The following is a 24,022-nucleotide window of genomic DNA, read 5'->3' on the forward strand; positions in this document are numbered from 1 at the left end:
GCAACAGGGGAGAGTGTCATGGCTGAAGCGCGTTTCGCGGGCGCTGCATCGTTTTATGGATTGATGGCGGCATTGCTGATGTTTCCGCAAGTCGGACATGCGCAGGATCAGGCCGCGCCGCAGCCGGCAGCCGCCTCCTCCGAGATCATCGTCACCGCGCAGCGCCGCGCCGAACAGTCGCGCGACGTGCCGATCAGCGTCACCTCGCTGGGGGCGGAGCAGTTGGCGACTGCCAATGTCCAGCAGCTTTCCGATACCGCGCGGGTAACGCCGGGCCTGCGTTTCGACAGCCAGGGACCGGCGGTGCAGCCTACCATTCGCGGCGTCGGCACGGCCATAACCACTTCGGGCGGCGGCCCCAATGTCGGCATCTATGTCGATGGGTTCTTCCAGGCCAATACCTACATGTCGGACTTCGACCTGCTCAATGTCCGCAATATCCAGGTGCTGAAGGGACCGCAGGGTACGCTGTTCGGCCGCAACACCACGGGCGGCGCGATCCTGGTGACCACGGCCGATCCCAGCACGGATACCGGCGCGGAGGCCAAGGTAAGCTATGGCCGCTTCAATGCGCTGAAAGCGCAGGCCTATGCCACCTTCGGCATCAGCGACCGCGTCGCGATCGACGTGGAGGGGCTCTATCGCCGCGGCGACGGCTATTTCACCGACCTTGCCACCGATGACGATAATATCGGCAGGTACGAAAACTGGTCGCTGCGCGTGGGCATGAAGGCCGATCTGACCGACGACGTCTCGCTGCTGCTGCGCTGGGTCCATGCGGAAACCGACGATCCGACCACCCAGCTGGTGAACGCCTATGTCGACAAGAGCGGCGGCGCGGGCTTCCTCGACAAGGTTTCGCCCGCTGGTCAGGCGATCTACGGGGCGTCCAGCTCCCAGGGACTGCCGCTGGTCTATTTCTATGCGCCGTCATCGACTTATGCCACCAAGCCGGGGCAAGTCCTGCTCAACACCCCGGTCGATTTCCGCACCAATTCGGACGCGCTTCAGGCAACCTTGAAGGCCGATCTGGGCCTTGCGGAGTTCACCTCCTACACCCAGTACCGCAAGGACCTGTCGCCCTATCACGGCGATCTGGACGCGACGGCGCTGCCGTTCTTCAACATTTTCGTCGGCGTGAATGACGAGACCTGGAGCCAGGAATTCCTCGTCAATTCGAAGGCGGGATCGCCATTGCAGTGGACGGCGGGCCTCAATTACTTCCAGATCCGCGACACCTGGGACATCGGCGCCAGCTTCGGCGGATCGCCCTATGGCCCGTTCGGCGGATCGAGCACGACGACCAAGTCCTACGCCGCATTCCTGGACGCGACATATGCGGTGAGCGACCAGCTGTTCTTCACGCTGGGCGGCCGCTACAGCCATGACACGGTGGGCGATGCCTACTTCGTCACCAACGCGACGACCACGTCCTACATCGGGCCGGACGGTCTGCCGGTGTCCTATTCGGGCGGCGCGGGCGTGCGCATCCCGGTCAATACGCTGAAGAACGACAGCTTCACGCCGCGCGTGGTGGTCCGCTACAAGCCCAGCGAGGAATCCAGCTTCTACGCATCGTGGACGCGGGGCTACAAGGCGGGCATCCTGAACGTCGGCGGCTATTCGCAGCAGCCGGTGAAGCCCGAGAAGATCGATGCCTTCGAAGTGGGCTTCAAGTACGACGATCGCCGCTTCTCCGCCGATCTTGCGGGCTTCTATTACGATTACAAGAACCTGCAGGTTTCCAGCTATCAGAATGGCGCGGCGCAGATCCGCAATGCCGCGTCCTCGGAAATCTACGGGCTGGAGGCGCAGCTTCGCTACAAGGTCAGCGATGCGTTCTCGCTGCTGGGCGGTGCGGCCTGGACTCATGCGCGGTACAAGTCCTTCACCAACGCGCCCTATTACAGCTATTGCGATCCGGCGATTGCGGACCTGAGCAATGCGATGGCCTGCATCCCCACCGCTCTGGGCGGGTTCGGACCGGGCGCGATCACGCAGACCTCCACCGACGCCTCCGGCTACAAGATGCAGCGCGCGCCCGATTTCACCGGTAATATCGGCGCCAGCTACCGGCTGGACCTCGCCGGCGGCGGGCTGACTCTGTCGGGCAATCTCTACTACACCTCCAGCTTCTATTTCGATCCCGAGCAGCAGTTCAAGCAGAAGGGCCATGAAGTGCTGGCGCTGCGGGTGGAGTGGACGGACCCGTCGGAGCGCTACACCGTGGCGGTGTTCGGCGATAACGTGACCAACACACGCTATCGCACGCAGGTCTTGTTCAATACGCTGGGGACGGGTTCGGTCTGGAACGCGCCGGTGACCTACGGCATCCAGCTGGGCGCGAAGTTCCGGTGAAGGCCATGCGCCTTGCGCCCGCGGGCGGCGAACGGCAGCTCGAACTGGTGGAGCTGCCGGCAGCGGAGGCTCTGAGGCCGGGCGAGATACGCGTCCGGGTGCACGGCGCATCGCTGAACTTTCGCGACGGGCTGGTGATCGGGGGCGTGTTTCCCTCGCCGCCGGGGCTGATCCCGCTGTCCGACTGCGCGGGCGAAGTGGTGGAAGTCGCTGCGGGCGTGACGCAGTTTGCCCTGGGCGACCGGGTGATCAGCACCTTCCACCCCAATTGGCGCGACGGCCATGTCGACCGCGCCGAACTCGACAATGCGCCGGGCGGTCCCGCGGACGGCTTCGCTTGCGAGGAAGCGGTGCGTCCGGCCTCGCACTTCACGCGCGCGCCGGGCAATCTCTCGCTGGTGGAAGCTGCATGTCTGCCCTGCGCGGCGGTGACGGCATGGCGCGCAGTAATCACGGACGGGCGCGTCAGCCCGGGACAGCATGTGCTGGTGCAGGGCACCGGCGGCGTTTCGCTGTTCGCGCTGCAATTCGCCAAGGCGGCGGGTGCCACCGTCATCGCCATCGGTTCGACCCCGGAAAAGCACGAGCGCCTGCGCGAACTGGGTGCGGATCACGTCATCGACCGCATCGCCACGCCGGAATGGGGAGACGCCGTGCTGGAACTGACCGGCGGGCTCGGCGTCGAGCATGTGATCGAGGTGGGCGGCCCGACCACGCTGGCGCAGAGCTTCAAGGCGGCGCGGACGGGCGGCCATATCGCGATCATCGGCGCGGTGGCCGGGTTCGATGTCGATACGATGCCCTTCGCCGCGGTCCAGGCCAAGCGCCTCTGCCTTCAGGCGGTGACGGTCGGCAGTCACCGGGACCAGATCGAGATGGTTCGCGCGATCGAGGCCCATGATATTCATCCGGTGATCGACCGGGTGTTCCCGCTTCACGCCCTGGAAGACGCCGTTGCGCACATGCGTTCGGGCCAGCAGGTGGGCAAGATCTGCATCGAAATTTGAACGAATTCGGGCTGACACCGAAAACGGAGAGGACCAATGACGCCAGACATCCAGACCCTGCTCGACCGCGAGGCGATCCGCGATTGCGTCGCCCGCCTTGCGCGCGGTGAGGACCGGCGCAGCGCGGACCTGATCCGCTCCTGCTGGTGGCCGGAGGCGCGGTTCGACTACGGTGTCTATGCCGGTGATTTCGACGCCTATCTCGCCTGGGTCGTGCCCGGCGCCGATGCCATCAAGGATACGCAGCACCTGATCGGCCAGTCGGTGATCGAACTGGACGGCGACAGCGCACGCGTCGAAAGCCACGTCTTTTCCTATCACCGCGTGGATATGGGGGAGGGAGACCGCGATACCTGCATCGGCGGCCGCTACCTCGACACGTTCGAGAAGCGCGACGGGCAATGGCGCATTGCCGACCGGGTGATGCTCTACGATTGGGAGCAGGACTGGGGCGCGGCGGCCGATTGGTCGAAGGGCGTGATGGGCTATCCCTTCACCGCCGAGCACTTCCCCGGCCGCGCCAAGGGCGATTTCAGCGAGCGCTGGTTCGCCGGAGAAACGGCATGAGCGCGCCGCTGGCCGGCAAGGTCGCGCTGGTCACCGGCGCCAGCCGGGGCATCGGCAAAGGCATCGCGCTGGTCCTGGCCGAACAGGGCGCGACCGTCTACGTCACCGGGCGTACCGTGCGGGAGGGAGACTACTACCTGCCCGGCACCGTCGGCGGAACGGCCGCCGAATGCGATGCGCGCGGCAAGGAGAGCGGCGGGCGCGGTGTTGCGGTGGCCTGCGATCATGGCGACGATGCCGCCGTGGCCGCGCTGTTCGAGCGGATAGCCGCCGAGCAGGGACGACTCGACATCCTCGTCAACAATGCCTTCACGCTCTCGGACGACTTGTTGGAGCCCAAGGCCTTCTGGGAAAAACCGCTCTCCAACCTGGAGATGTGGGACGTGGGCGTGCGGTCCAACTACGTGGCGGCCTGGCACGCTGCCAGGATCATGGCGCCGCAGAAATCGGGGTTGATCGTGGCGATTTCCGGCTTCGCGGCCGTCACTTACACGTACAGTGTCATCTTCGGCACGTCCAAGTCGGCAGTGGACCGCATGGCGCGCGACATGGCGATCGAACTGGAACCGCACGGCGTCGCCTCGCTGACGCTCTGGCAGGGCTTGACCTTGACCGAGAAGGCGCAGGACAATCTAGCCAGGATGGGCGACAAGATGACCGCCTCGATCACCCAGATGCACGGCAGCAGCGTGGAGCATCCGGGCCGGGTGATCGCCGCGCTGGCCGCCGATCCCGCTGTGATGAAGCGTTCCGGCGGAGAATTCGTCACGGCCGAACTCGCGCAGGAATACGGCCTGACCGACGTGGACGGCCAAGTGATCCAATCCGCCCGCGCCTCGCGCGGTTCGCCCCTATGGAAGCCCATTGCGGAGGTAGACTACCGTGGCAAGTGACACCCCCCGAGACCGCGCGGCGCGGTTGGACGAACTGCTGGACAAGCAGGACATTCGCGAATGCCTGGCCCGCTTTTCGCGCGGGATGGACCGGTTCGACCGGGACATATACCTCTCGGCGTTCTGGGACGATGCGACGATGGCGGCCGGGCCCTTCGTCGGATCGGCGGCGGATTGCTGGGACTGGGCGGTGCCGATGCACGAGGCCGGGCAGATCCTCACCCATCACGCGCTGCTCCAGACCACCATCGATCTCGACGGCGACACCGCCCATACCGAAACCTATTATCAGTTCGTCGGCCGCAATCGCGGCGAGCTGCTGTGGATCGCAGGCGGCCGTTACATCGACCGGCTGGAGCGGCGGGGAGATGTCTGGCGGATCGCGCTGCGCACCAATGTCATCGAATGGGGCTCCATGCCGCCGCCTATGGCCGTTCCCTTCTCGGACGTTCCGGGCATCGCGCTGAACGGCGTGTCCAGTCGCGACAAGGACGACCCGTCCTACCAGCGGCCGCTCGTCAACCGCCGCGCGCCCAGCAATCCGGCAAGGAAGTGAGCGAGGTGGGCCGGCTCTCCGACGGACTTGTCGGGAAAGTCGCGGTGGTGACCGGGGCCACGCGGGGGATCGGCAAGGGCATCGCCTGCGCGCTCGCGGAGCATGGCGCGACCGTCTACGTCACGGGCAGGACGACGGGCGCGGGCCAGAACCCCTTGCCGGGAACGCTTGCGGAAACGGTGGCGGAGGTGGAGGCACGCGGCGGCAAGGGCGTGGCCGTTGCGCTCGACCTCAAGGACGACGCGCAGATCGCCGCACTGTTCGCGCAAGTGCGCCGGGACGAAGGGCGGCTCGATATCCTCGCCAACAATGCCATGGCCATTCCGGAGGCCATGACCCGCCGCGACGGGTTCTGGGAAAAGCCGCTGGATGCGTGGGAAATCTGGGATACCGGCATGCGTGCCGCCTATATTGCCGCCTGGCATGCGGCGCGGATCATGGTGCCGCAGGGTTCCGGCCTGATCGCCGCGCTCTCCGGCTATGTCGGCGTGACGTATACCTACGATGTCGTGTTCGGCACCACCAAGACCGCCACGGACCGGATGATGCGCGACATGGGGCACGAGCTGCGCGATACCGGCGTCAGCGCCGTCTCGCTCTGGCAGGGCTTCACGTATACCGAGCGGGCGAGGGAAAACCTGAAGACGGTGCCCGGCATGGCCGGCCAGCTCAACAGCGCGGTCGGCTCCTCGCCCGAGTTCCCGGGGCGGGTGATCGCCGCGCTGGCAATGGACCCGCAGGTTCAGGCGCGGTCGGGCGGGACTTTCATCAATGCCGAACTCGCCGCCGAATATGGCGTGACGGACAAGGACGGCCGCACGATCCCCTCGCTGCGCGAAACGCGCGGGGCGCCGCTGTGGAGCGCCGGCGAAACCACCTGGAGCAAGCCATGAGCGAACGCCGTTTCGATGGAAAAGTGGCCGTCATCACCGGCGGTGCGCGCGGGTTGGGCCGTGCCTATGCCGAACTGCTGGGCGGGCTGGGCGCGCGGATCGTGGTCGCCGACAACGGCAGCGCGCTCTCGGGCTCCGGATCGGATGCCGGCCCGGCCGAAGAGGCCGCCCAGGCTCTTCGCGACGCCGGGTGCGAGGCGGTGGCCTGCACCGAGAGCGTGGCTACGGAACCGGGCGGCAAAGCCATTGTCGAGGCCGCGCTGGATGCCTTCGGGCGGGTCGACGTGGTGATCCACAACGCGGGCAACAACCGCTTCGCGATGCTCGACGAGATCAGCTACGACGATTTCCGCAGCGTGGTGGACGTGCACTTGCTGGGCGCTTTCCACGTCGTGCGCCCGGCTTTCGAGCGCATGGTGAAGCAGGGCTATGGCCGGGTGGTGCTCACCGGGTCGATCGGTGGGCTCTATTCGATGCCGAGCGTGGTCAACTACGCCGTGTCCAAATCTGGCATGATCGGGCTGAACAACATCGTCGCCATCGAGGGCGCGGCGCATGGGGTGAAATCGAACATCATCCTGCCGGGCGCGGTGACGCGCATGGCCGAAGGACTGGATACCTCGCAATATCCCGCGATGGGCCCGGAACTGGTCGCCCCGGTGGTGGGCTGGCTGGCGCATGAAAGCTGTTCGGTGACGGGCGAGATGTACGTCTCGATGGGTGGCCGCGTGGCCCGCGCCTTCATCGCCGAGACCGAGGGCGTCTACCGGCCGGACTGGACCATCGACCGCGTGGCGGCGGAAATCGGCGAGATCCGCGACATGTCCCACCAGTGGACCTTCCACCCCGCCGAGGACGGTTTTTCCGAGCATATGGCGCGCAGTTTCGAATTGGTGCGCCGAGGCGTGGAGGCGGGCTAGGCGTTCGGTTCCATCGTTTGACGGCCGTGCGGAAAGGTTCGGCTCAGGCGGGTTGAGGCGCGCGGCTGTCGACCAGCCCGGCTTGGGCAAGGGCGCTCCAGAAGCTCTCGGGGATCGGCGTGGACATCAACGCCAGCGCGGCATCCAGTTCGGCCTTCGTGGCGATGCCGGGAATCACGGCCTCCACGATCGGATGGCGTACCGGAAACTGCAATGCCGCCGCCGCCAGCGGAATGCCGAATTCGGCGCACAAGTCTTCGATGCGGCCCACCCGCGCGATGATATCGGCAGAGGGCGCGCCATATTCGTAAGGCGCGGGCAGGCCATTCCGCACCCCGCGCGCGAGAATGCCGGAGTTGAAGGGCGCCCCGGCGACGATGCGCACTCCGCGCGCGGCGCATAAGGGAAACAGGCGATCGAGCGGCGATTGCTCCAGCAGGGTATAGCGCCCGGCCAGCAGGATGACGTCGAGATCGGCGTGGTCCAGGACTTCCTCGCAGACCGCCGTTTCGTTCACGCCGAGGCCGATCGCGACCACCGCGCCGCCGTCGCGCAGTTGCTGCATGGCGCGCAGGCCCCCGCCCAGGAACTGCCGCATCCTTTCGGCATGGTCGGCGCCATGGGCATAGCTGCCGATGTCGTGTGCCAGCAGGATGTCCACGCGATCGCGTCGCAGGCGTTTCAGGCTGGCCTCGTGCGAGCGCAGGACGGCGTCGTAGCCGTAGTCGAACACGCTTTCGAACGGCTCGGGCGAGACGAAACCCTGACGTAGGGCGGTGAGATCGGCAAGGGGGGCCGGATCCAGGCGGCGGCCGACTTTCGTGGAGATGATAGCTTCGCCTGCCGGGTCCAGCGTGGCCAGCGCTTCGCCTAGCCGCTTTTCGCTCAGCCCGAAGCCGTAGTGCGGTGCAGTGTCGAAATAGCGCAGGCCCGCCGCCCAGGCAGCCTCGATCACCGCGAAGGCCTCCGCGTCGGGGACCGGGCGATAGAGGTTGCCGATCGCGGCCGAGCCGAAGCTCAGCGGTGCCGGGAACGATTGCGTCGCCATGCTTACTCCAGTCCGTAGAATTGACGTGCCGCGCCTTCGAACAGGCGTTGCCGGTCGGCCGCGCCAAGATCGCCCACCAGCATCAGGGTATCGTCGATCCAGCCGGCATAGCTGTCGCCCATGTGCATGAGCACCGGCCAGTCGCTGCCCCACATGGTGCGCGCGCCGAAGCATTCGAACACATGCGCGGCATAAGGCGCCAGCGCGGCGGCGTCCTGCCCCTCTGCCTGCTGCGTGCGCAGACCCGAAAGTTTGCACCACACGTTCGGCAGCCGGGCGAGGGCGGCAAGGTCCGCGCGCCAGGGGTCCATGGCAAGGGCGGCCGCGCCGGGCTTGCCGGCGTGGTCTATGACGATGGGAATCTGCGGCCAGGCCTCTGCGAAGCGGGCGAGAGCGGGCAAGTGCCGCGGCTCGACGAGGGCATCGAAGCGCAGGCTCTGCTCGGCCATGGCCGCGATGGCGGGGTGCAGTTCGTGTCGCAGGAGCCATTCGCTGTCGGCCATGGCCTGGAGCATCGGGCGCAGGCCCACGCATTTGGGGCGCCGGGCCAGCGCGGCGATGCGCTCCGGCGCGCTGGGCGCGTCGAGCGCGGCCCAGGCGACGATGCCCAGCACCATGGGTTCTTCGGCGGCAAGGGCGAAGAGCCAGTCCGTATCGCGGTCGTCGGGCTGGGACTGGACGAGCACCGTGCCCGCAAGATCGACACCCGCGGTGGCCGTGGCCAGGTCGGGCGGAAGGAAATCGCGGTTCAACAGTGGCCAGTCGGCATCGGGCCAGCTACATTCCGGCGCGGAAATGCGCCAGAAGTGCTGATGCGAATCGAGAATGCGCGGACGCGTCACCGGCGCCGCTCCGGATCGGGCCGACGGCGCGCCGCGGCTCTGCAGCGGGTCGTCCGAAACGCGGCGGTCATGTCTTCTCCCTTGCCTTCCGGCCTTGCGCCCTGAATAAACATACGACATCATACAACATGCGATGCGGCTGTCCATGCCGCCCTGACAAATCAAGATGAAAGGATGCCAAGAATGAAACTCTGCCGCGTCGGCGAAGCCGGAAACGAGCGCCCAGCGATGATCGATGCCGAGGGCGGCATCCGCGACCTTTCCGGCCATGTGGGAGACATCGATTCCGGTGCGATTTCGTCGGACGCCTTGTCGCGCCTTGCCCAGATCGACCCGGCTTCGCTGCCGCTGATCGAAGGCCCGGTGCGCTATGGCCCTTGCGTGGGCGGGACGCGCCAGTTCGTCGCCATCGGCCTCAACTATGCCGACCATGCCGCCGAATCCAACCTGCCGATCCCCGAGGAACCGGTGGTCTTCAACAAGTGGGTGAGCTGCATCCAGGGGCCGAACGATCCGGTGACGATCCCGCGCGCCTCGCGAAAGACCGATTGGGAAGTCGAACTCGGCGTGATCATCGGCACCGAGGCCTACAATGTGGACGAAGCTTCGGCGCTCGATCATGTCGCGGGTTACTGCGTCGTCAACGACGTGTCGGAGCGTGAGTGGCAGCAGGAGCGCGGCGCCACCTGGGACAAGGGCAAGGGCTTCCCCGGCTTCGGGCCGATCGGACCCTGGCTCGTCACCGCTGACGAAGTGGGCGATCCGCAGGCGCTGGGCATGTGGCTGGAGGTCAATGGCAAGCGCGTGCAGGACGGCAGTTCCTCGACGATGATCTTCACCGTCGCCCAGGTCGTGTCCTACCTCAGCCAGTTCATGACGCTGCTTCCCGGCGACGTCATCACCACCGGCACCCCGCCGGGCGTCGGCCTCGGCCAGAAGCCGGAGCCCTGGTACCTCAAGGCGGGCGACGTGGTGACCCTGGGTATCGAGAGGCTGGGCACGCAGCGGCAGGAGTTCGTCGCGATAGACTGATTGACAGCAGGCGCCCCATGCGTTTAATTCATCATACGTATTACGTGATGATGGAGAGGGTATGGGGCGTCTTGCTGGTAAGACTGCACTGGTGACGGCGGCCGGACAGGGTATCGGCCGCGCCAGTGCCGAAGCGTTCCTGCGCGAAGGCGCGCGGGTGATCGCGACGGACATCCGCGCCGATGTGCTGGCGGACTTCGAGGGTGCGGAAACGCTGGTGCTCGACGTGACCGATGCCGATGCCGTGAAGGCTGCTGCGGCGGCGCACCGCGACATCGACGTGCTGTTCAACTGCGCGGGCTTCGTCCATCCCGGCACCATTCTCGACTGCGACGAGGACGCCTGGGCCTTTTCCAACGCGCTCAATGTCACGGCGCAATACCGCATGATCCGGGCCGTGCTGCCGCAGATGATCGCGCTCGGGCGGGGCTCGATCATCAACATGTCCTCGGTTGCATCCAGCGTGAAGGCCGTGCCCAACCGCTTCGCCTATTCGACCACCAAGGCAGCGGTGATCGGGCTGACCAAATCGGTCGCGGTGGACTTCGTCACTCAGGGCATCCGCTGCAATGCGATCTGCCCCGGCACGGTGGAAACGCCCTCGCTGCTCCAGCGCCTGCGCGACACCGGCGATTTCGAGAAAGCCTATGCGGAATTCACGGCAAGGCAGGCGATGGGCCGCTTCGGCCGACCGGGGGAGCTGGCAGCGCTGGCGGTCTATCTGGCTTCGGACGAGTCCGCTTTCACCACCGGCGGGATCCATGTGATCGACGGCGGCTGGACCAGCTGATTCCGCACAAGAACAAGAATCCGGACAAGAACAAGAAAAGGGAGACGGAACTATGATCGAGGCCCGCCGCATCGCGCGCCTTCTGGCCATGCTGGCGACGGGCGCCAGCGCCCTGCCGGCCATCGCCCAGGAGCGCGCCGTCGAAGTGCACGTCTCTCCGCAAGGCGACGACCGCAATCCCGGCACGGCAGCGCGGCCGGTCCGCTCGCTTCCCCGCGCGCAGGCCCTGGTGCGGCGCAGCAATGCCAAGGCGGATGTAACGGTGCTGCTGGGAGAGGGGACCTACCGCCTGGAGGCGCCGCTCTCGTTCCGGCGCGGCGATGGCGGGCTGGGCGGTCATGCGGTGACATGGAAGGCGGCGACGGGCGCGCATCCCACGATTTCCGGCGGCATGGCGGTGACGGGGTTCAAGCCTTACGATGCGGAGCGCCGCATCTGGGTCGCGGATGTGCCCAAGGGCCTCGATACCCGGCAGGTCTGGGTCGACGGCACGCTGGCGGAGCGGCCCTGGGTGGAGATCCGCGCCGCCGACGTGACGTTCGATGCGCAGGGCTTCACCGTGGTGAACCCCAAGCTGGACTGGCTCTCCACGCTGGCCCGGCCAGACCGGGTGGAGCTGGAGGCGACCGGCTTCTTCACCGATCGCTTCTCTCCGGTGAAGGCCATCGCGAGCGGCCGCGTGACGATGCAGCAGCCCGCCTGGGACAACAACACCTGGGGCTACGACACGATCTCCAAGCCGATCTTCCCCGACGACAGCCGCCTGTTCCTGACCAATGCGCTGGAATTCGTCGGCAAGGCGAACGAGTGGCACTCGCGTCCCTATCAGTGGGTGATCGACCCGCAGGCGGGCAAGCTCTATCTGCGCATGGGCCTGGACGAGGACATCGCCGGGCGCGAGGTGATCGTGCCCCGGCTCGAGGCGCTGGTCTCCATCGCGGGCACGCCCGAGGCGCCGGTGGAGCGGCTGCGCTTCGAAGGCCTGCGTTTTTCGCATACGAGCTGGCTCGGCCCCTCGCGCCCCACCGGCTATGCCAACCAGCAGAGCGGCGCGTTCCTCTACGAGACCTCTCCGATCCGCCCCGCCGATGCCTGGCAAAGCTGCGGCTGGGGCTGTACCGAGTTCGAATCGATGCGCCAGAAATGGCACCAGATGCCTGCCGCCGTGCAAGTCTCCGCGGCGCGCGACGTCACTTTTACGGGCAATACCTTCTCGCAGCTCGGCCAGGTGGCGCTCGGCATCGGCAATGACGCCAATGCCAATCTTTCGGGCGTGGGGCTGGCCGTGCAGGGTGTGCGCGTGACGCGCAATCGCTTCGCCGTGATTTCGGGCAGCGCGATCATGGCGGGCGGCGTCCGGGTCGAGGCGCACCACCCGGCCGATCTCCGCCTCGTCAACCGCGACCTCGCGATCGAGGACAATATGGTCGTCACCGTCAGCCAGGACTACCGCGACAACGCGGCGATCCTCACCACTTACGTAACCGGCGCGCGCATCGCTCATAACGACATCAGCGATGCCCCCTATGACGGGATCGCCGTCGGCTGGGGCTGGGGCTACAACGATGCGGGCGGCAACCCGAATTACGACGAGAACGCGAAGGGCTACGTCCACAACACCAGGTTCACCACGCCCACGACGCTGCGCGATACCGTGGTGGAGGGTAACCGCATCCACGGCGTGAAGACCTGGTTCATGGACGGCGGCGCGATCTACAACCTTTCGGCCAACCCGGACTCGGTGATCCGCGGCAATCACATCTTCGACATCGGCAACCGCATCGCGATCTATCTCGACGAGGGTTCGAAGCACTTCAGGATCGCCGGCAACGTCGTCGAGACGGGCGGCAAGTGGCTCAATATCAACACCGCGGGCGCCATGTACAAGCGGCGCATCTCCACTGACAACCTGGCCACCGGCAACTGGCACACGGTCAACACCACCGGCGGGCGCTGGCTGGAGGAGATCGGCAACGTCGCGCGGGACAATCCGCTGGTACCCGACCGGAACTGGCCCGCCGAGGCGCAAGCCGTGATCGACGCGGCCGGGGTGCGCAAGTGAGCGGGGCCGGCCTTGACCGCCGTGCGCTGCTCAAGAGTGCCGGCGCGCTGGGTGCAGCCGCAGGGATGCCGCTGGGTTCGGCCCTGGCGCAGGACGCGGCGGCGCTGCGCGTGGTCGATCTTCGCGCCGAGGGACTGGTCGGGCCGATCGGGCTCGACCAGCAGGACGTGCGGCTGTCGTGGCGGCTGGAAAGCGACCGGCGCGGCGTGACCCAGACCCGCTGCGAGGTTCAGGCCGCGTCGAGCGCCGCGCTGCTGGAGGCGGGCACGCCGGACTTGTGGCACGCGGGCGAAGTGCTCACCCGCCGCAGCATGGACATGGGCTGGCTCGGTGCGCCGCTGAAGTCGCGGCAGAAGGTCTACTGGCGCGTCCTCGTGCGCGACGATGCGGGCCTGCGCGCGACCAGTCCGGTCGCCACGTTCGAGATGGGCCTGCTCGACAAGGCGGACTGGCAGGCGCAGTGGATCGAGGCGCAGACCGAGCTGGAACGCGCCGACCGCGCGGCCGGTCTCGTGTGGATGCGGGGCGACCGCACGGCGGACGAGTCCCCGCGCTTCTTCCGCCTCGCCTTCGATCTGGCAGAACCCGGGGACGTGACGCTGTTCACGGCGGCGAACTTCAAGTCGACGCTCTGGCTGGATGGGGCGCAAGTGGAAGTCCCCGTGGGTTTCAAGCGTTTCGGTATCGATCCGGTGGCGGTGACGACGCGCCGGCTGGCGGCGGGGCGTCATGTGCTGGGCTTCCGGGTGGAAAATCCGCGCGGCTTCAATGGGCCGAAAATCCACGAGATCGCCGCTACCGCGATGATCCGTACCGCTGGCCGGCGCCTGACCAGCGAGACGATGCGTACGGCCGTCCATGCGCCCGAGGGCTGGTCCGAGGCGTCTTTCGACGATGCGCGCTGGGCCGCGGCGACCCGTTCCGCCGACCAGCCCCAGGCCTGGCCGCGTAGCGGTGCCTATATGCTCAGGCGCGAGTTCCGGCTGGCCAAGCCGGTGCGGCAGGCGCGGCTGCGCATGACGGCGCTCGGCGCCTATGTGGCGGAAATCAACGGCGCGCGTATCAGCGATGTCTGCCTTGCGCCGGAAAGCAGCGATTTCCGTTCCACCGCGCTCTACCGCACTTACGACGTGACGGCGCTCCTGCGTCCGGGCGCCAACGCCATTGGCGCGATGCTGGGAGAGGGATGGTATGGCAGCTACCACGCCCCGGCCGGGCGCTATGCTTTCGGCGATCCGCCGCTGCGGCTGTTCGCGCAGCTTGAGGTCGAGCACACCGACGGCACCCGCTCGCTTGTCGCGACCGACAAGGATTGGCAGTTGCGCCCCGAAAGTCCGGTGACCCAGGCGGAAATCTACTACGGCGAGGATTACGACGCCCGGCTGGAGCAGCCCGGCTGGTCGCAGCCGGGGTTCCGGGGCGCCGGCTGGGTGCCCGTGCGGATCGGCGAGACCCCGCCTTGTGCGCTGGTCGCTCACGTCGGCCCGCCGATCCGCCCGATCGAGCGCATGGCGGCGAAATCCATCACCAGCTTCGAAGGCGACCGGCACGTCATCGACTTCGGCCAGAACTTCGCGGGCTGGGTGGAACTGAAGGCCCGCGGCGCGGCCGGGAAGCAGGTCTCGCTGCGCTTTGCCGAAATCCTCGGCGCGGACGGTCATGTCGATCAGGCGAACTTGCGGTCGGCGCGCTGCGCCTGCCTCTATACCCTGCGCGGCGATCCGGCGGGCGAAACGTACCAGCCGCACTTCACCTATTTCGGTTTCCGCTATGTCGAAGTCAGCGGACTGGGCCGCGTACCCACCGCAGACGAGATCGCGGGGATCGTCGTATCCAGCGCCTTGCCCGAAACCGGGCGGCCGCTGATCGAGAACCGGATCATCCAGGGCCTGTGGCAGAACAGCCGCTGGAGCCAGCGCTCCAACTTCTTCGGTGTGCCTACCGACTGCCCGCAGCGCGACGAGCGGCTGGGCTGGACGGGGGACGCCAACGTGTTCTGGGACGCGGCGGCCTTCACCATGGACGTCGGCCCGTTCACCCGCCGCTTCATGGGCGACATGCGCGACGCCCAGGGGCCGCGCGGGGAATTCCCGGACTATGCGCCTTCCGGCTGGCGCGACCAGTTGCTCGGCGCCTCGCCGGGCTGGGCGGATGCCGGGGTGATCCTGCCCTGGACGGTCTGGCAGCGCTACGGGGACACCGCGATCGTGGAGCGCAACTGGCCGGCGATGACGCGCTACATGCGCTTCATCGCCGACAGCAACCCGGACCATGTCTGGCGCCACTTGCGCGGCTACGACTATGGCGATTGGGTGGCGCTGGACGCCAAGGAGCCGGGGGACGAGACCACGCCCAAGGACCTCATCGCGACGGCCATGTGGAAACGCTCGGCCGATGCCATGGCGCAGATGGCACGCGGGGCGAAGCGCCAGCCCGAGGCGGAACGCTACGAGCAACTGGCGAAGGACATCACCGCCGCCTTCGCCGCGGCCTTCGTGCGGCCGGACGGCAGTGTCGGCAACGGGTCGCAATGCGGCTACATCCTCGCGCTGCGTTTCGGACTGGTGCCCGAGGGCCTGCGCGCGGCGGCGACGGCGAAGCTCGCAGCGGATATCCGGCGCCGCGGCACTTTGCTCTCGACCGGGTTCCTGGGCACGCCGTTCAGCCTCGATGCCCTGGCGGACCAAGGCGAGCATGCGCTGGTCTACGACCTGCTGCTGCGCACCGCCTTTCCCTCGTGGGGCTACATGATCGCCAAGGGCGCGACCACGATCTGGGAGCGCTGGAACGCCGACATGGCGGACGCTTCGATGAATTCGTACAACCACTATGCGCTGGGCGCGGTGACGGGTTTCGTGTTCCGCCGCGTGGCCGGGATCGATCCGCTCGACGCGGGCTTCCTCAAGTGGCGCTTCGACCCGGTGCTGGACCCGCGCCTGCCGCGCGGCGGGGCAAGCTACGAAAGCGTGCTCGGCCGTATCGTCACGGAGTGGAGCACCGCGGCCGGGCAGTTCGATGCGCGGCTGGTGGTGCCGGCGAACTCTCGCGCGGAAGTCTGCCTGCCGGCCCGCTCGGCCGATGCCGTTCGCGAGAGCGGGCGCGCACTCCCGGACGTACCGGGGGTGGAGATCGTCGGCATGCGCGGCGATCGTCTGGTGATCGAGGTCGGTTCGGGCGAGTACCGTTTCACGGCCCAGGGTCCCTCGTCCCGGACCTGATCCGGGGCGAGGGGGACGCTCAGGGCCGGGTCGTCCAGTTCCAGGTTACGGTATCGATCAACGTCCCGGCGCGCGCTTCCACGCGGTTGCTGCCCGGCGCGAGGTCCACCGTCCATGCGGCTATATGGTCGTCCACCGGCACTTTCGTCCAGGCGCCGCCGTTGAGGCGCATCTCCACTTCGGGGCGGTTGGTGAAAGCCTGCGCCACGACGCGCTGCGTGCGCTTGTTCACGTCGCGGCGGCTGGCGAGGTGCAGCATCGGCGTGTCCGACCAGTTCGCCTGATACCAGTACCAGGCATCCTTGCGCGTCTTGCGGTCCTCGGTGACGAGGCCCTTGTCGTTGATCGCGGGACGATCCCCCTCGTTGCGCTTGAACGAGGGATAGTCGATGCCCACCCACACGAAGCTGGACCAGAGGAACGGCCGTTTCTTCATCTCGCGCCAGTGCTTGATGTGGAAGTCGGTCTGGTACTGCTCGGGGTGCCAGTAGCCGTTCGATTCCGGGCGCTTCATCACCGGGTCTTCCTGGTGCAGCACACTGGCGCCCGCGCCGTATTCGCTGACGCCGAACGGCCGGCCTGGCATATTGGCGTGAAGCGCGTCGGCCCAGGGGCCGATGTCCTCCGAATTCGTCCAGTACCAGCCGAAGTATCGGTTGTAGGACACCGTATCGCTGTGCTGCGCGATGGGATCGCTGTCGTCTAGGCAGCAATGCGCGTAAGTCGTCGGACGCGTGGGATCGAGGGCTTTTGCCGTGGCCTGGAGTTCGGACAGGATGCGGTTCGAGGCTGCATCCGACTTGCGGATCTCGTTGCCGATGCCCCAGAGCGCCACGGAGGGGTGGTTGCCGGTCTGCGCGATCAGCTCGCGCATCTGTTCGACCAGGTTCTCGCGGAAGGCGTCGGAAGGATCGTGATCGTCGATCAGCGGCACTTCGGTGAGCACCAGCAGCCCCAGTTCGTCCGCGCGTTCGTAGACCCGGCTCGGATGCTGCATGTGCGCCAGGCGCAGGCCGGTCGCGCCCATCTCCGCGAACAGGCCCAGGTCCTCGTCGATCTCGGCATCGGTCACGACCGGACCGCGGCCGAAGCGGGTGGGCAGTTGCAGGTTGACGCCGTGAAGCGGGTAGGGCGCGCCGTTCAGCAGGAAGGTGCCGTCCTTGCGCACCGCCACGGTACGCACGCCGAGCGGTACGCTGGCGCTGTCGATCACGCGGCCGGATTCGGCGATCTCGGTGACCACGCGGTAGAGATAGGGGGCCTTCACGCCCTGCCAGAGCCGCGCATTGTGCAAGGCCAGCGACTGCTCGATGCTGGTTTTCTCGCCTGCCCCAAGCATGACGGTGCGCGAGGCGCGGGCGACGACTTTGCCTGCGGCGTCGAGCACGCGGGTGTCGAGGCTGAAGCGCGCAGCCGAGGTCCGCGCGTTGCTCAGCGCGGCGGTGAGCGCCACCGCCGCCTCGCGGCCCTTCAGCGAGGTGGTGCGGACCTGCACGCCGGGTCCGGCATGGTCGAGCCGGTCGAACGCCAGCGCGTCTTCCTCGATCAGGCCGACCGCGCGGGCCAGGCCGCCGAAAACGTTGAAGTCGCCGTTGAGCGGGGCGATCTGCGTGTCGCGCGCATTGTCGACGCGCACGGCCAGGACATTGTCCCCGCTGCGCAGAGCCTCGGTGGCGTCGAAGCGGAAGGCGCCGTAGCCGCCCTTGTGCTGGCCCAGCCGGCGGCCGTTCAGCCAGACTTCGGCCTTCAGCGAAACTCCGCCGAAGTTCAGCAGATAGCGCTTGCCCGCTTGCGGGCTGGCCGCAAAGCCGAGGCGGTACCAGGCCGGGCCGCGATAGTAGACGCCCTCCGGTTCGCCGCGCGCCTTGGCGCCGCCGATGCCGGAGTCCTGCGCATTGTAGGTGTGCGGCACCGAGACGCTCTGCCAGGCGCGGTCGTCGAAGGCGGGGGCCTCGGCACCGGCGGCATCGGACTTCACGAAATGCCAGCCCTCGGCCAGCGGCCGCTCGCTGGCGGCCAGTACGGGAACCGGCGCTCCGGCGAGAAGCAGGCCGAGCAGGGGGCGCAGGGATCTCTGGATCATGGTCAGCCTCTCAGGCGAGTTTCACGACGGCGCCGATGGCGATGTCGCTGCTGGCGTTGGCGCGGATCGCTTCGCCGCGCGCGTGGGGGGATCGCAGGCCATCGACCATTGCGCCGGCCACGTCGTTGAACAGCACGGCAGGGCGCGCGTCGGGCGCGGCGACATCGAACGTCACGTCGCGCAGCACCACGTTGCGGGCATGGCGCACGTAGAGGCCGTGGGCCGGGAACGTACCCATGAAGCTGGGTTCGAGGCTGGAGGCAGGCCGCTCCGGGATGGCGCGGACGGCGTCCTCGGCCGTGCCGCCGCCTGCCGCGCGAACGTGGACGTCGGAAAAGGTCACGTCCTCCACCGGCGCACCGGGATTGCCGACGATGCCGCAGGCATAGGGACCGGGCGCGCCCGAGACGTTGATGCCCGAAAACCGCACGCGGCGCACTTTCGAGGGTCCGGTCCCGACGGGCGCGCGGTTGCGCGCGGCGAGGCGGACGAAGATCGGATGGTTCACGGGATTCTTCAGGTTGATGTCGCGGAAGGTCACGTCCTCCAGAACGCCGCCGTCGATCGCCCCCAGCTGCAATCCGCGCGTGTTCTCGCACGTGCAGTCCGCGATCAGGATATTGCGGAAGCCGGTGGCGGAATCGGTGCCGAGCTTGATCCGTCCGAGCACGCCCACGTCGTCCACCGAGCGATAGGGCGAGGGGCGATACGTGCCGTCCACCAAGGAGCCGAGGTCGTAGCCGCTGGTCTTGCAGCCGATCACCGATATCTCCTCGCAGAACACCGGCGCGTTCAAGGCATAGCTGCTCTTGAGGACGATGGCGTCGTCCTTCGGGGCGTTGACCGTGCAGCCGGTCACCCGCACGTCGCGGCAGCAGTCGATGTCGATGCCGTCGCGGTCGGTATCGACGGTGAGATTGTCGATAGTGACGCCCTGCGATCCCAGCACGTAGCAGGCGAAGTGCCCGCCTTGCAGGATCGTGAAGTCGCGCAGCAGCACGTTGCGGCAGCGCTTGAGCGCCACGGCCTTGTTGCCGCGCCCTTCGTAGGCCATCTCGCGCGGGATGGCGCGGCGGGCGGCATCGGGGGACAGGCCCTGCTCGCGAGGGGACTTCCAGCCTGCGATACCGTGCCATCGCGGCGCCGGTCCCTCGCGGTCGAGCCCGAGGCCGTGGATCATGCCGCGTCCGATGATCGCAATGTCGCTCAGGTCGATGCCGTAGATCAGCGCATTGCGGAAATGGGCGACGCCGTAGTCTACGTATTGCTCCTCGAAGACGCCTTCGGGGAGGTCGTACCCGCCCTTGTGACGGCGCGGGTCGGCCGCCTCGATGACGCTGCCGGGCATCAGTAGCAAGGTAACGTGGCTGCGCAGGCGTATCGAGAAGCACAAGTAATGGCCGGGAGGCACGACGACGGTGCCCCCGCCCGCATCGCTCGCGGCGGCAATGGCGCGGTTGAACGCGTCGGAATCGATGGCCGCCCCGTCGCCTCTGGCGCCGTGGTCGCGAACGTCGTGGAATCCGGAAAGAGCGCCTGCCGCGCGCACTGGCACGGCGCTCATCGCAAAGGCCGCGCCAAAGCCGAGCGTCACGGCGCGGCGGCTGAATTCCGCCCGTTCGATAACGCGGTCCATTCCTGCTCCCTCAAACTTATGTTGTATGACGTATTACATAAGCGAGAGGCGCTGCCAACTCTTTCCGGCCGGTTACACCAGCATGTCGCGGGTAATGTTCTTCACCGATGTCACCCCGCTCAGGGCCATCGTCACTTTCATGCCCTGGGCGATGAGGTCGAGCAGCCTGGTCACGCCGGCCTCGCCTTCCGCCGCCAGCGCGTAGATATAGGCCCGCCCCAGCAACACGCCGCGCGCACCGAGCGCCAGCATGCGCACCACGTCGAGGCCGGTGCGGACGCCGCCGTCGACCAGCACGGTCAGTTCGTCACCCACGGCATCGGCGATGGCGGGCAGGGCCTCCGCGGTCGAGATCGCGCCGTCGAGCTGGCGGCCGCCGTGGTTGGAGACGATCACCCCATCGGCGCCGAGCCGCACCGCGTCGCGCGCATCGGCCGGATCGAGCACGCCCTTGACGATCATCTCGCCCTGCCAGAAGTCGCGGATCCATTCGAGGTCGGACCAGGTGATCGATGGATCGAAGTTGGCACCCAGCCAGCCAATGTAGTCGGCAAGGTCGGTCGGCTTCTGCCGGTAGTGGGAAATATTGCCGAGATCGTGCGGCCGGCCCAGCAGGCCCACGTCCCAGGCCCAGCGCGGGTGCGTGACCGCTTGCAGCATCCGGCGCATCGGAGCGGCGGGGCCGCTCATGCCGGAATGGGCATCGCGGTAGCGGGCACCCGGCAGCGGCATGTCGACGGTGAACACCAGCTTGGTCACGCCCATCGCCTGCGCCCGTTCCAGCGCGTGCCGCATGAAGCCGCGGTCCTTCAGCACATAGAGCTGGAACCAGATCGGCGCGCCGCTGGCCGCGATCACGTCGGCCAGAGGGCAGACGCTGACGGTGGAGAGGATATAGGGTACGTTCGCCGCCCGCGCGGCGCGGGCCACCTGCAATTCGCCGCGCCGCCGCATCATGCCGCCAAGCCCGATCGGGGCCAGCATGACCGGCATGTCCATCGTCTCGCCCAGGATCCGGGTCTCAAGGCTGAGCGCGGAGACATCCCGCAGCACGCGCTGGCGCGGGCGCACGGTTTTCAGCGCCGCGCGGTTGGCCTCCATCGTCTCCTCGGAGAAGGCCCCGCCATCGACATAGTCGAACAGGAACGGCGGCAGGCGGCGGCGCGCCGCTTCGCGAAAGTCGAGCGGAGAGGAAACGATCATGAAGGGTCCCTGAGACTGCGGTCGGGATTGAGGTGGAGCACGAGGTCGGCCCGGTCCGGCATCTCGGCGAGGATGTGGCGGGTAAGGCGCTCGTAATGCTGCACGAAACGGTCGAGCGCGGGGTCATCCATGACCTGCGAGCCTTGCGCTTCGCCGCGGGCGATGCGGTCTCGCAGGACGTCCTCCTGCTGTCCGCGCCAGCCGCGCACGACCTCGAAGCCGGGCGCGGCGAGCAGGACGAGACGGTCGATGCGCGCGAAAAGCGCGGCGTAAGTGCTTTCCAGCAAGCTGTTCACATGGCGGCGCCAGACGGCGTCCGGATCCTCATCGCGTTCGAGGGCGTTGATCGGCGCCGCCAGCGCGGATTCGCTTTGAGGGCGGGCAGCCACGCACCAGCCTTCGAAAACGAGCAGGTCGAGCACGGCGGGAACGGGATCGCCGGTGGGCACGGGTTCGTCCCGGCCCTTGTCGAAACGGTGCAGGGTGACCGGCGCACCGGCGCGGATGGCGCCGAGCAGGGCGGTACCGCGCGCGGCATCGTGGGTGCCGGGAACGCCGCGCGTGGCGAACAGCGGATGGACCTCGCGCGCCAGATCCGCGCGCGCGGCGCGGCCGAGGTAGAGGTCGTCGAGGGAGAGGACCGCGACGCGGTGGCCCAGCCCCTCCATCCGCGACTTGAGGTCTTCGGCCAGCGTGGATTTGCCCGAGCCCTGCGATCCGCACAGGCCCACAATCAGCGGGCCGCTGCGCGGCGCCTCCAGCCAGCCCCGGACGGCCGCGGCGACCCGCTCAGACGACTGGGTCAAGCAGTGGTTCCCCCGCGAAGAAGCGGTCGAGGTTGTCAGCGACTTTCATGCCCATGGCGGTACGCGCCTCGATCGTCGCGCTGCCGAGATGGGGCAGCAGGACGACATTGGGAAGGTCGACGAGCGCAGGGTGGACCTTGGGCTCGGCTTCATAGACGTCGAGGCCCGCGGCGGCGATCTGCCGGGCAGCGAGGGCCTCGGCCAGCGCCGCTTCGTCGATCAGGGTGCCGCGCCCGGTGTTCACCAGCACGCCGTGGGCAGGCATTCGCGCCAGCAGGGCGGCATCGACCATGTGCCGCGTCTCGGCGCCGCCGGGCGCGTGAAGGGACAGCATGTCGGCGCGCTCGGCCAGTTCGCCGAGGTCGGCAAAATAGGCGTCCTGCGGCATGTCCGGCGCAGGGCGGCGGCTGTGGTAGGCGATGCGCATGCCGAAAGCTTCGGCCCGCTTCGCCGTCGCCCGTGCGATCCGCCCGAATCCGACGAGCCCCAGCAGCTTGCCCGACAGCGACTGGCCGACAAGGTGCGTCGGCCGCCAGCCGGTCCATGCCCCGGCGCGAAGCTCGCGCTCGCCTTCTCCGGCGCGGCGGCTGGCCATGAGCAGCAGGGTCATGGCGATGTCCGCGGTAGCCTCGGTCAGGACGTCCGGGGTATTGGTGACGGCAATGCCGAGGGCGCGCGCGGCGGCGAGATCGATGTGCTCGAAGCCGGCGCCGTAATTGCCGATGATGCGTGCGCGGCGATCGTCTACTTCCATGACCGCACGGGTGATGCGGTCGGTGACGGTGGGGCAAAGCGCGTCATGCTCGCGCATCGCCGCGGCCAGTTCGGCCTCGCCCAGCGGCCTGTCGGTATCGTTCAGGGTGACGTCGTAAGCGGCGGCAAGCCGGGTCTCGACCTCTTCCGGCCAGCGGCGGGTGAGCAGGATTTTCGGCTTCGCGCTCATAGCAGTCCGCGCCCCGCCAGGTTGCGCATCAGGGCGCCGGCGCCGAAGTCCCAGGGCGCGCAGCGGTCCGTGGCGGTCACCCGGTTCACCAGCGCGCCCAGCGGGCCGGCGGCGATTTGCACCACATCGCCCGTCTTGTGCGTGAAGCCGTGCCCCGGCTCGTCACGGTCCTGGGTCGGCGCGAACAGCGTGCCCAGGAACAGGACCAAGCCGTCCGGATAGCGGTGATGCGCGTTGCGTGCCTGCGCCGCGAGGTCCGCCGGCGCCCGGCTGATCTCGCGCATTTCCGAACGTCCCTGCATCACGAAGCCATCCTCGCCGGTCACTGTCAGCGTGAGGCTTAGGGTCTCTACCGAGGCAAGGTCAAACGCTCCGTCGAACAGGCGCACGAACGGCCCTATCGCGGCAGCGCCATTGTTGTCCTTGGCTTTTCCGAGCAGCAGGGCGGAGCGGCCTTCCACGTCGCGCAAGTTGACGTCGTTGCCCAGCGTTGCGCCGACGATCCGGCCATCCGAGGCGATGACGAGCACCACTTCGGGTTCCGGATTGTTCCAGGTCGAAGCGGGGTGGACGCCGATTTCGTGGCCGGTGCCCACGCTGGCCATGGGCTGGGCCTTGGTGAAGATCTCCGCGTCGGGACCGATACCGACTTCGAGGTACTGGCTCCAGGCGCCGGCCTCGATCAGGGTCTGCTTGAGCGCCATGGCCTCGGGCGAGCCGGGCCGCAGGGCGCGCAGATCGTCACCGACGAGGCCCCGGACTTGTGCGCGGATCTCGGCGGCGGCTTCGGGATTGCCGCGCGCGCGTTCCTCGATCACGCGTTCGAGCATGGACGTGACGAAAGTGACGCCCGCCGCCTTCACGGCCTGGAGGTCTATCGGCGAAAGCAACCAGGCGCGCGCGGCATCGCGCCTTGCCGGATCGCTGTTGGCAAGGATCGCCGCCAGCGGGCCGAGGTCCTCGCCCTGAGCCTGGCGCAGAGCGGTTGCCGGATCGGCTGCTTCGCACAAGTCGCGCGCCGTGGGGAAAGCGGCGCTTATGTCGATCACGCGTTCGCCGTCGATACGCACCAGCGAGGGGCCTTCCGCCTCGGGCCGCCAGACCCGGCCGAACAGCAGGGCGTGGGGGTCGGCCGGGAGGATGGCCGCGGGCGAGAGGTCCATGT

The 24,022-nt window shown here is 67.8% G+C and carries 19 protein-coding genes; 11 read left to right on the plus strand and 8 right to left on the minus strand.

What is annotated here, in order from left to right:
* Positions 1-18: 18 nt before the first annotated feature.
* The 7 genes from AC1VV3_RS15640 to AC1VV3_RS15670 are packed head-to-tail and all read left to right on the plus strand — an operon-like array spanning position 19 to position 7,194.
* Complete coding sequence (locus tag AC1VV3_RS15640) at positions 19-2,358, plus strand: TonB-dependent receptor (RefSeq protein ID WP_482962784.1); 2,340 nt, start codon at positions 19-21, stop codon at positions 2,356-2,358.
* Between the two features lie 5 nt (positions 2,359-2,363).
* The gene (locus AC1VV3_RS15645) at positions 2,364-3,365 is read left to right on the plus strand and encodes a zinc-dependent alcohol dehydrogenase family protein (protein WP_482962785.1); all 1,002 of its coding nucleotides are present in this window, start codon (positions 2,364-2,366) and stop codon (positions 3,363-3,365) included.
* 36 nt (positions 3,366-3,401) lie between these two features.
* Entirely contained in the window at positions 3,402-3,932 is a 531-nt protein-coding gene (locus AC1VV3_RS15650) for a nuclear transport factor 2 family protein (protein WP_442046016.1), read from the plus strand.
* Positions 3,929-4,825: an SDR family NAD(P)-dependent oxidoreductase gene (locus AC1VV3_RS15655; protein WP_134094283.1), complete on the plus strand. Its 897-nt coding sequence runs from the start codon at positions 3,929-3,931 to the stop codon at positions 4,823-4,825. Before AC1VV3_RS15650 ends, AC1VV3_RS15655 begins: the two co-directional genes overlap by 4 nt.
* Positions 4,815-5,381 (plus strand): nuclear transport factor 2 family protein, encoded by a 567-nt coding sequence (locus AC1VV3_RS15660; RefSeq protein WP_134094284.1) that lies wholly within the window; start codon positions 4,815-4,817, stop codon positions 5,379-5,381. The genes AC1VV3_RS15655 and AC1VV3_RS15660 overlap by 11 nt, the downstream gene beginning before the upstream one ends.
* A 5-nt stretch (positions 5,382-5,386) precedes the next feature.
* Positions 5,387-6,274, plus strand: coding sequence for an SDR family NAD(P)-dependent oxidoreductase (locus tag AC1VV3_RS15665; protein WP_482963148.1), 888 nt, complete (start codon positions 5,387-5,389; stop codon positions 6,272-6,274).
* Positions 6,271-7,194: an SDR family NAD(P)-dependent oxidoreductase gene (locus tag AC1VV3_RS15670; protein ID WP_482962786.1), complete on the plus strand. Its 924-nt coding sequence runs from the start codon at positions 6,271-6,273 to the stop codon at positions 7,192-7,194. Before AC1VV3_RS15665 ends, AC1VV3_RS15670 begins: the two co-directional genes overlap by 4 nt.
* Before the next feature lie 43 nt (positions 7,195-7,237).
* Here the strand turns inward: AC1VV3_RS15670 and AC1VV3_RS15675 are convergent, their stop codons facing one another.
* Positions 7,238-8,242 (minus strand): aldo/keto reductase, encoded by a 1,005-nt coding sequence (locus AC1VV3_RS15675; protein WP_482962787.1) that lies wholly within the window; start codon positions 8,240-8,242, stop codon positions 7,238-7,240.
* A 2-nt stretch (positions 8,243-8,244) separates the two neighbouring features.
* Positions 8,245-9,084 (minus strand): amidohydrolase family protein, encoded by an 840-nt coding sequence (locus AC1VV3_RS15680; RefSeq protein WP_482962788.1) that lies wholly within the window; start codon positions 9,082-9,084, stop codon positions 8,245-8,247.
* Positions 9,085-9,267: 183 nt separating this feature from the next.
* On the opposite strand from AC1VV3_RS15680, the gene AC1VV3_RS15685 reads away from it, so the two are divergent.
* The 4 genes from AC1VV3_RS15685 (at position 9,268) to AC1VV3_RS15700 (ending at position 16,186) form a co-directional block, all read left to right on the plus strand.
* A complete protein-coding gene (locus AC1VV3_RS15685; RefSeq protein WP_482962789.1) occupies positions 9,268-10,116 on the plus strand; it encodes a fumarylacetoacetate hydrolase family protein in 849 nt (282 codons plus the stop codon).
* 61 nt (positions 10,117-10,177) lie between these two features.
* The gene (locus AC1VV3_RS15690; protein ID WP_482962790.1) at positions 10,178-10,906 is read left to right on the plus strand and encodes an SDR family oxidoreductase; all 729 of its coding nucleotides are present in this window, start codon (positions 10,178-10,180) and stop codon (positions 10,904-10,906) included.
* A 52-nt stretch (positions 10,907-10,958) separates the two neighbouring features.
* The gene (locus AC1VV3_RS15695) at positions 10,959-12,968 is read left to right on the plus strand and encodes a right-handed parallel beta-helix repeat-containing protein (RefSeq protein ID WP_482962791.1); all 2,010 of its coding nucleotides are present in this window, start codon (positions 10,959-10,961) and stop codon (positions 12,966-12,968) included.
* Positions 12,965-16,186 carry an alpha-L-rhamnosidase gene (locus tag AC1VV3_RS15700; protein WP_482962792.1) on the plus strand — a complete coding sequence of 1,074 codons (3,222 nt, stop codon included), beginning with the start codon at positions 12,965-12,967 and terminating at the stop codon, positions 16,184-16,186. Before AC1VV3_RS15695 ends, AC1VV3_RS15700 begins: the two co-directional genes overlap by 4 nt.
* A 19-nt stretch (positions 16,187-16,205) precedes the next feature.
* Here AC1VV3_RS15700 and AC1VV3_RS15705 read toward each other — a convergent pair whose 3' ends face one another.
* From AC1VV3_RS15705 to AC1VV3_RS15730, 6 genes are all read right to left on the minus strand, one after another.
* Positions 16,206-18,269: a glycoside hydrolase family 2 protein gene (locus AC1VV3_RS15705; RefSeq protein ID WP_482962793.1), complete on the minus strand. Its 2,064-nt coding sequence runs from the start codon at positions 18,267-18,269 to the stop codon at positions 16,206-16,208.
* Between the two features lie 10 nt (positions 18,270-18,279).
* On the minus strand, positions 18,280-19,905 hold the full coding sequence (locus AC1VV3_RS15710; RefSeq protein WP_482962794.1) for a rhamnogalacturonidase: 1,626 nt from the start codon (positions 19,903-19,905) through the stop codon (positions 18,280-18,282).
* A 72-nt stretch (positions 19,906-19,977) separates the two neighbouring features.
* A complete protein-coding gene (gene lldD, locus AC1VV3_RS15715; protein ID WP_482962795.1) occupies positions 19,978-21,108 on the minus strand; it encodes an FMN-dependent L-lactate dehydrogenase LldD in 1,131 nt (376 codons plus the stop codon).
* Positions 21,105-21,914 (minus strand): kinase, encoded by an 810-nt coding sequence (locus tag AC1VV3_RS15720; protein ID WP_482962796.1) that lies wholly within the window; start codon positions 21,912-21,914, stop codon positions 21,105-21,107. Before AC1VV3_RS15720 ends, lldD begins: the two co-directional genes overlap by 4 nt.
* Positions 21,898-22,857, minus strand: coding sequence for a 2-hydroxyacid dehydrogenase (locus tag AC1VV3_RS15725; RefSeq protein WP_482962797.1), 960 nt, complete (start codon positions 22,855-22,857; stop codon positions 21,898-21,900). Before AC1VV3_RS15725 ends, AC1VV3_RS15720 begins: the two co-directional genes overlap by 17 nt.
* Positions 22,854-24,020, minus strand: a complete 1,167-nt coding sequence (locus AC1VV3_RS15730) for a fumarylacetoacetate hydrolase family protein (protein WP_482962798.1) — start codon at positions 24,018-24,020, stop codon at positions 22,854-22,856. Before AC1VV3_RS15730 ends, AC1VV3_RS15725 begins: the two co-directional genes overlap by 4 nt.
* Positions 24,021-24,022: the final 2 nt, after the last annotated feature.

Source organism: Novosphingobium sp. BL-S-34, assembly GCF_056857015.1.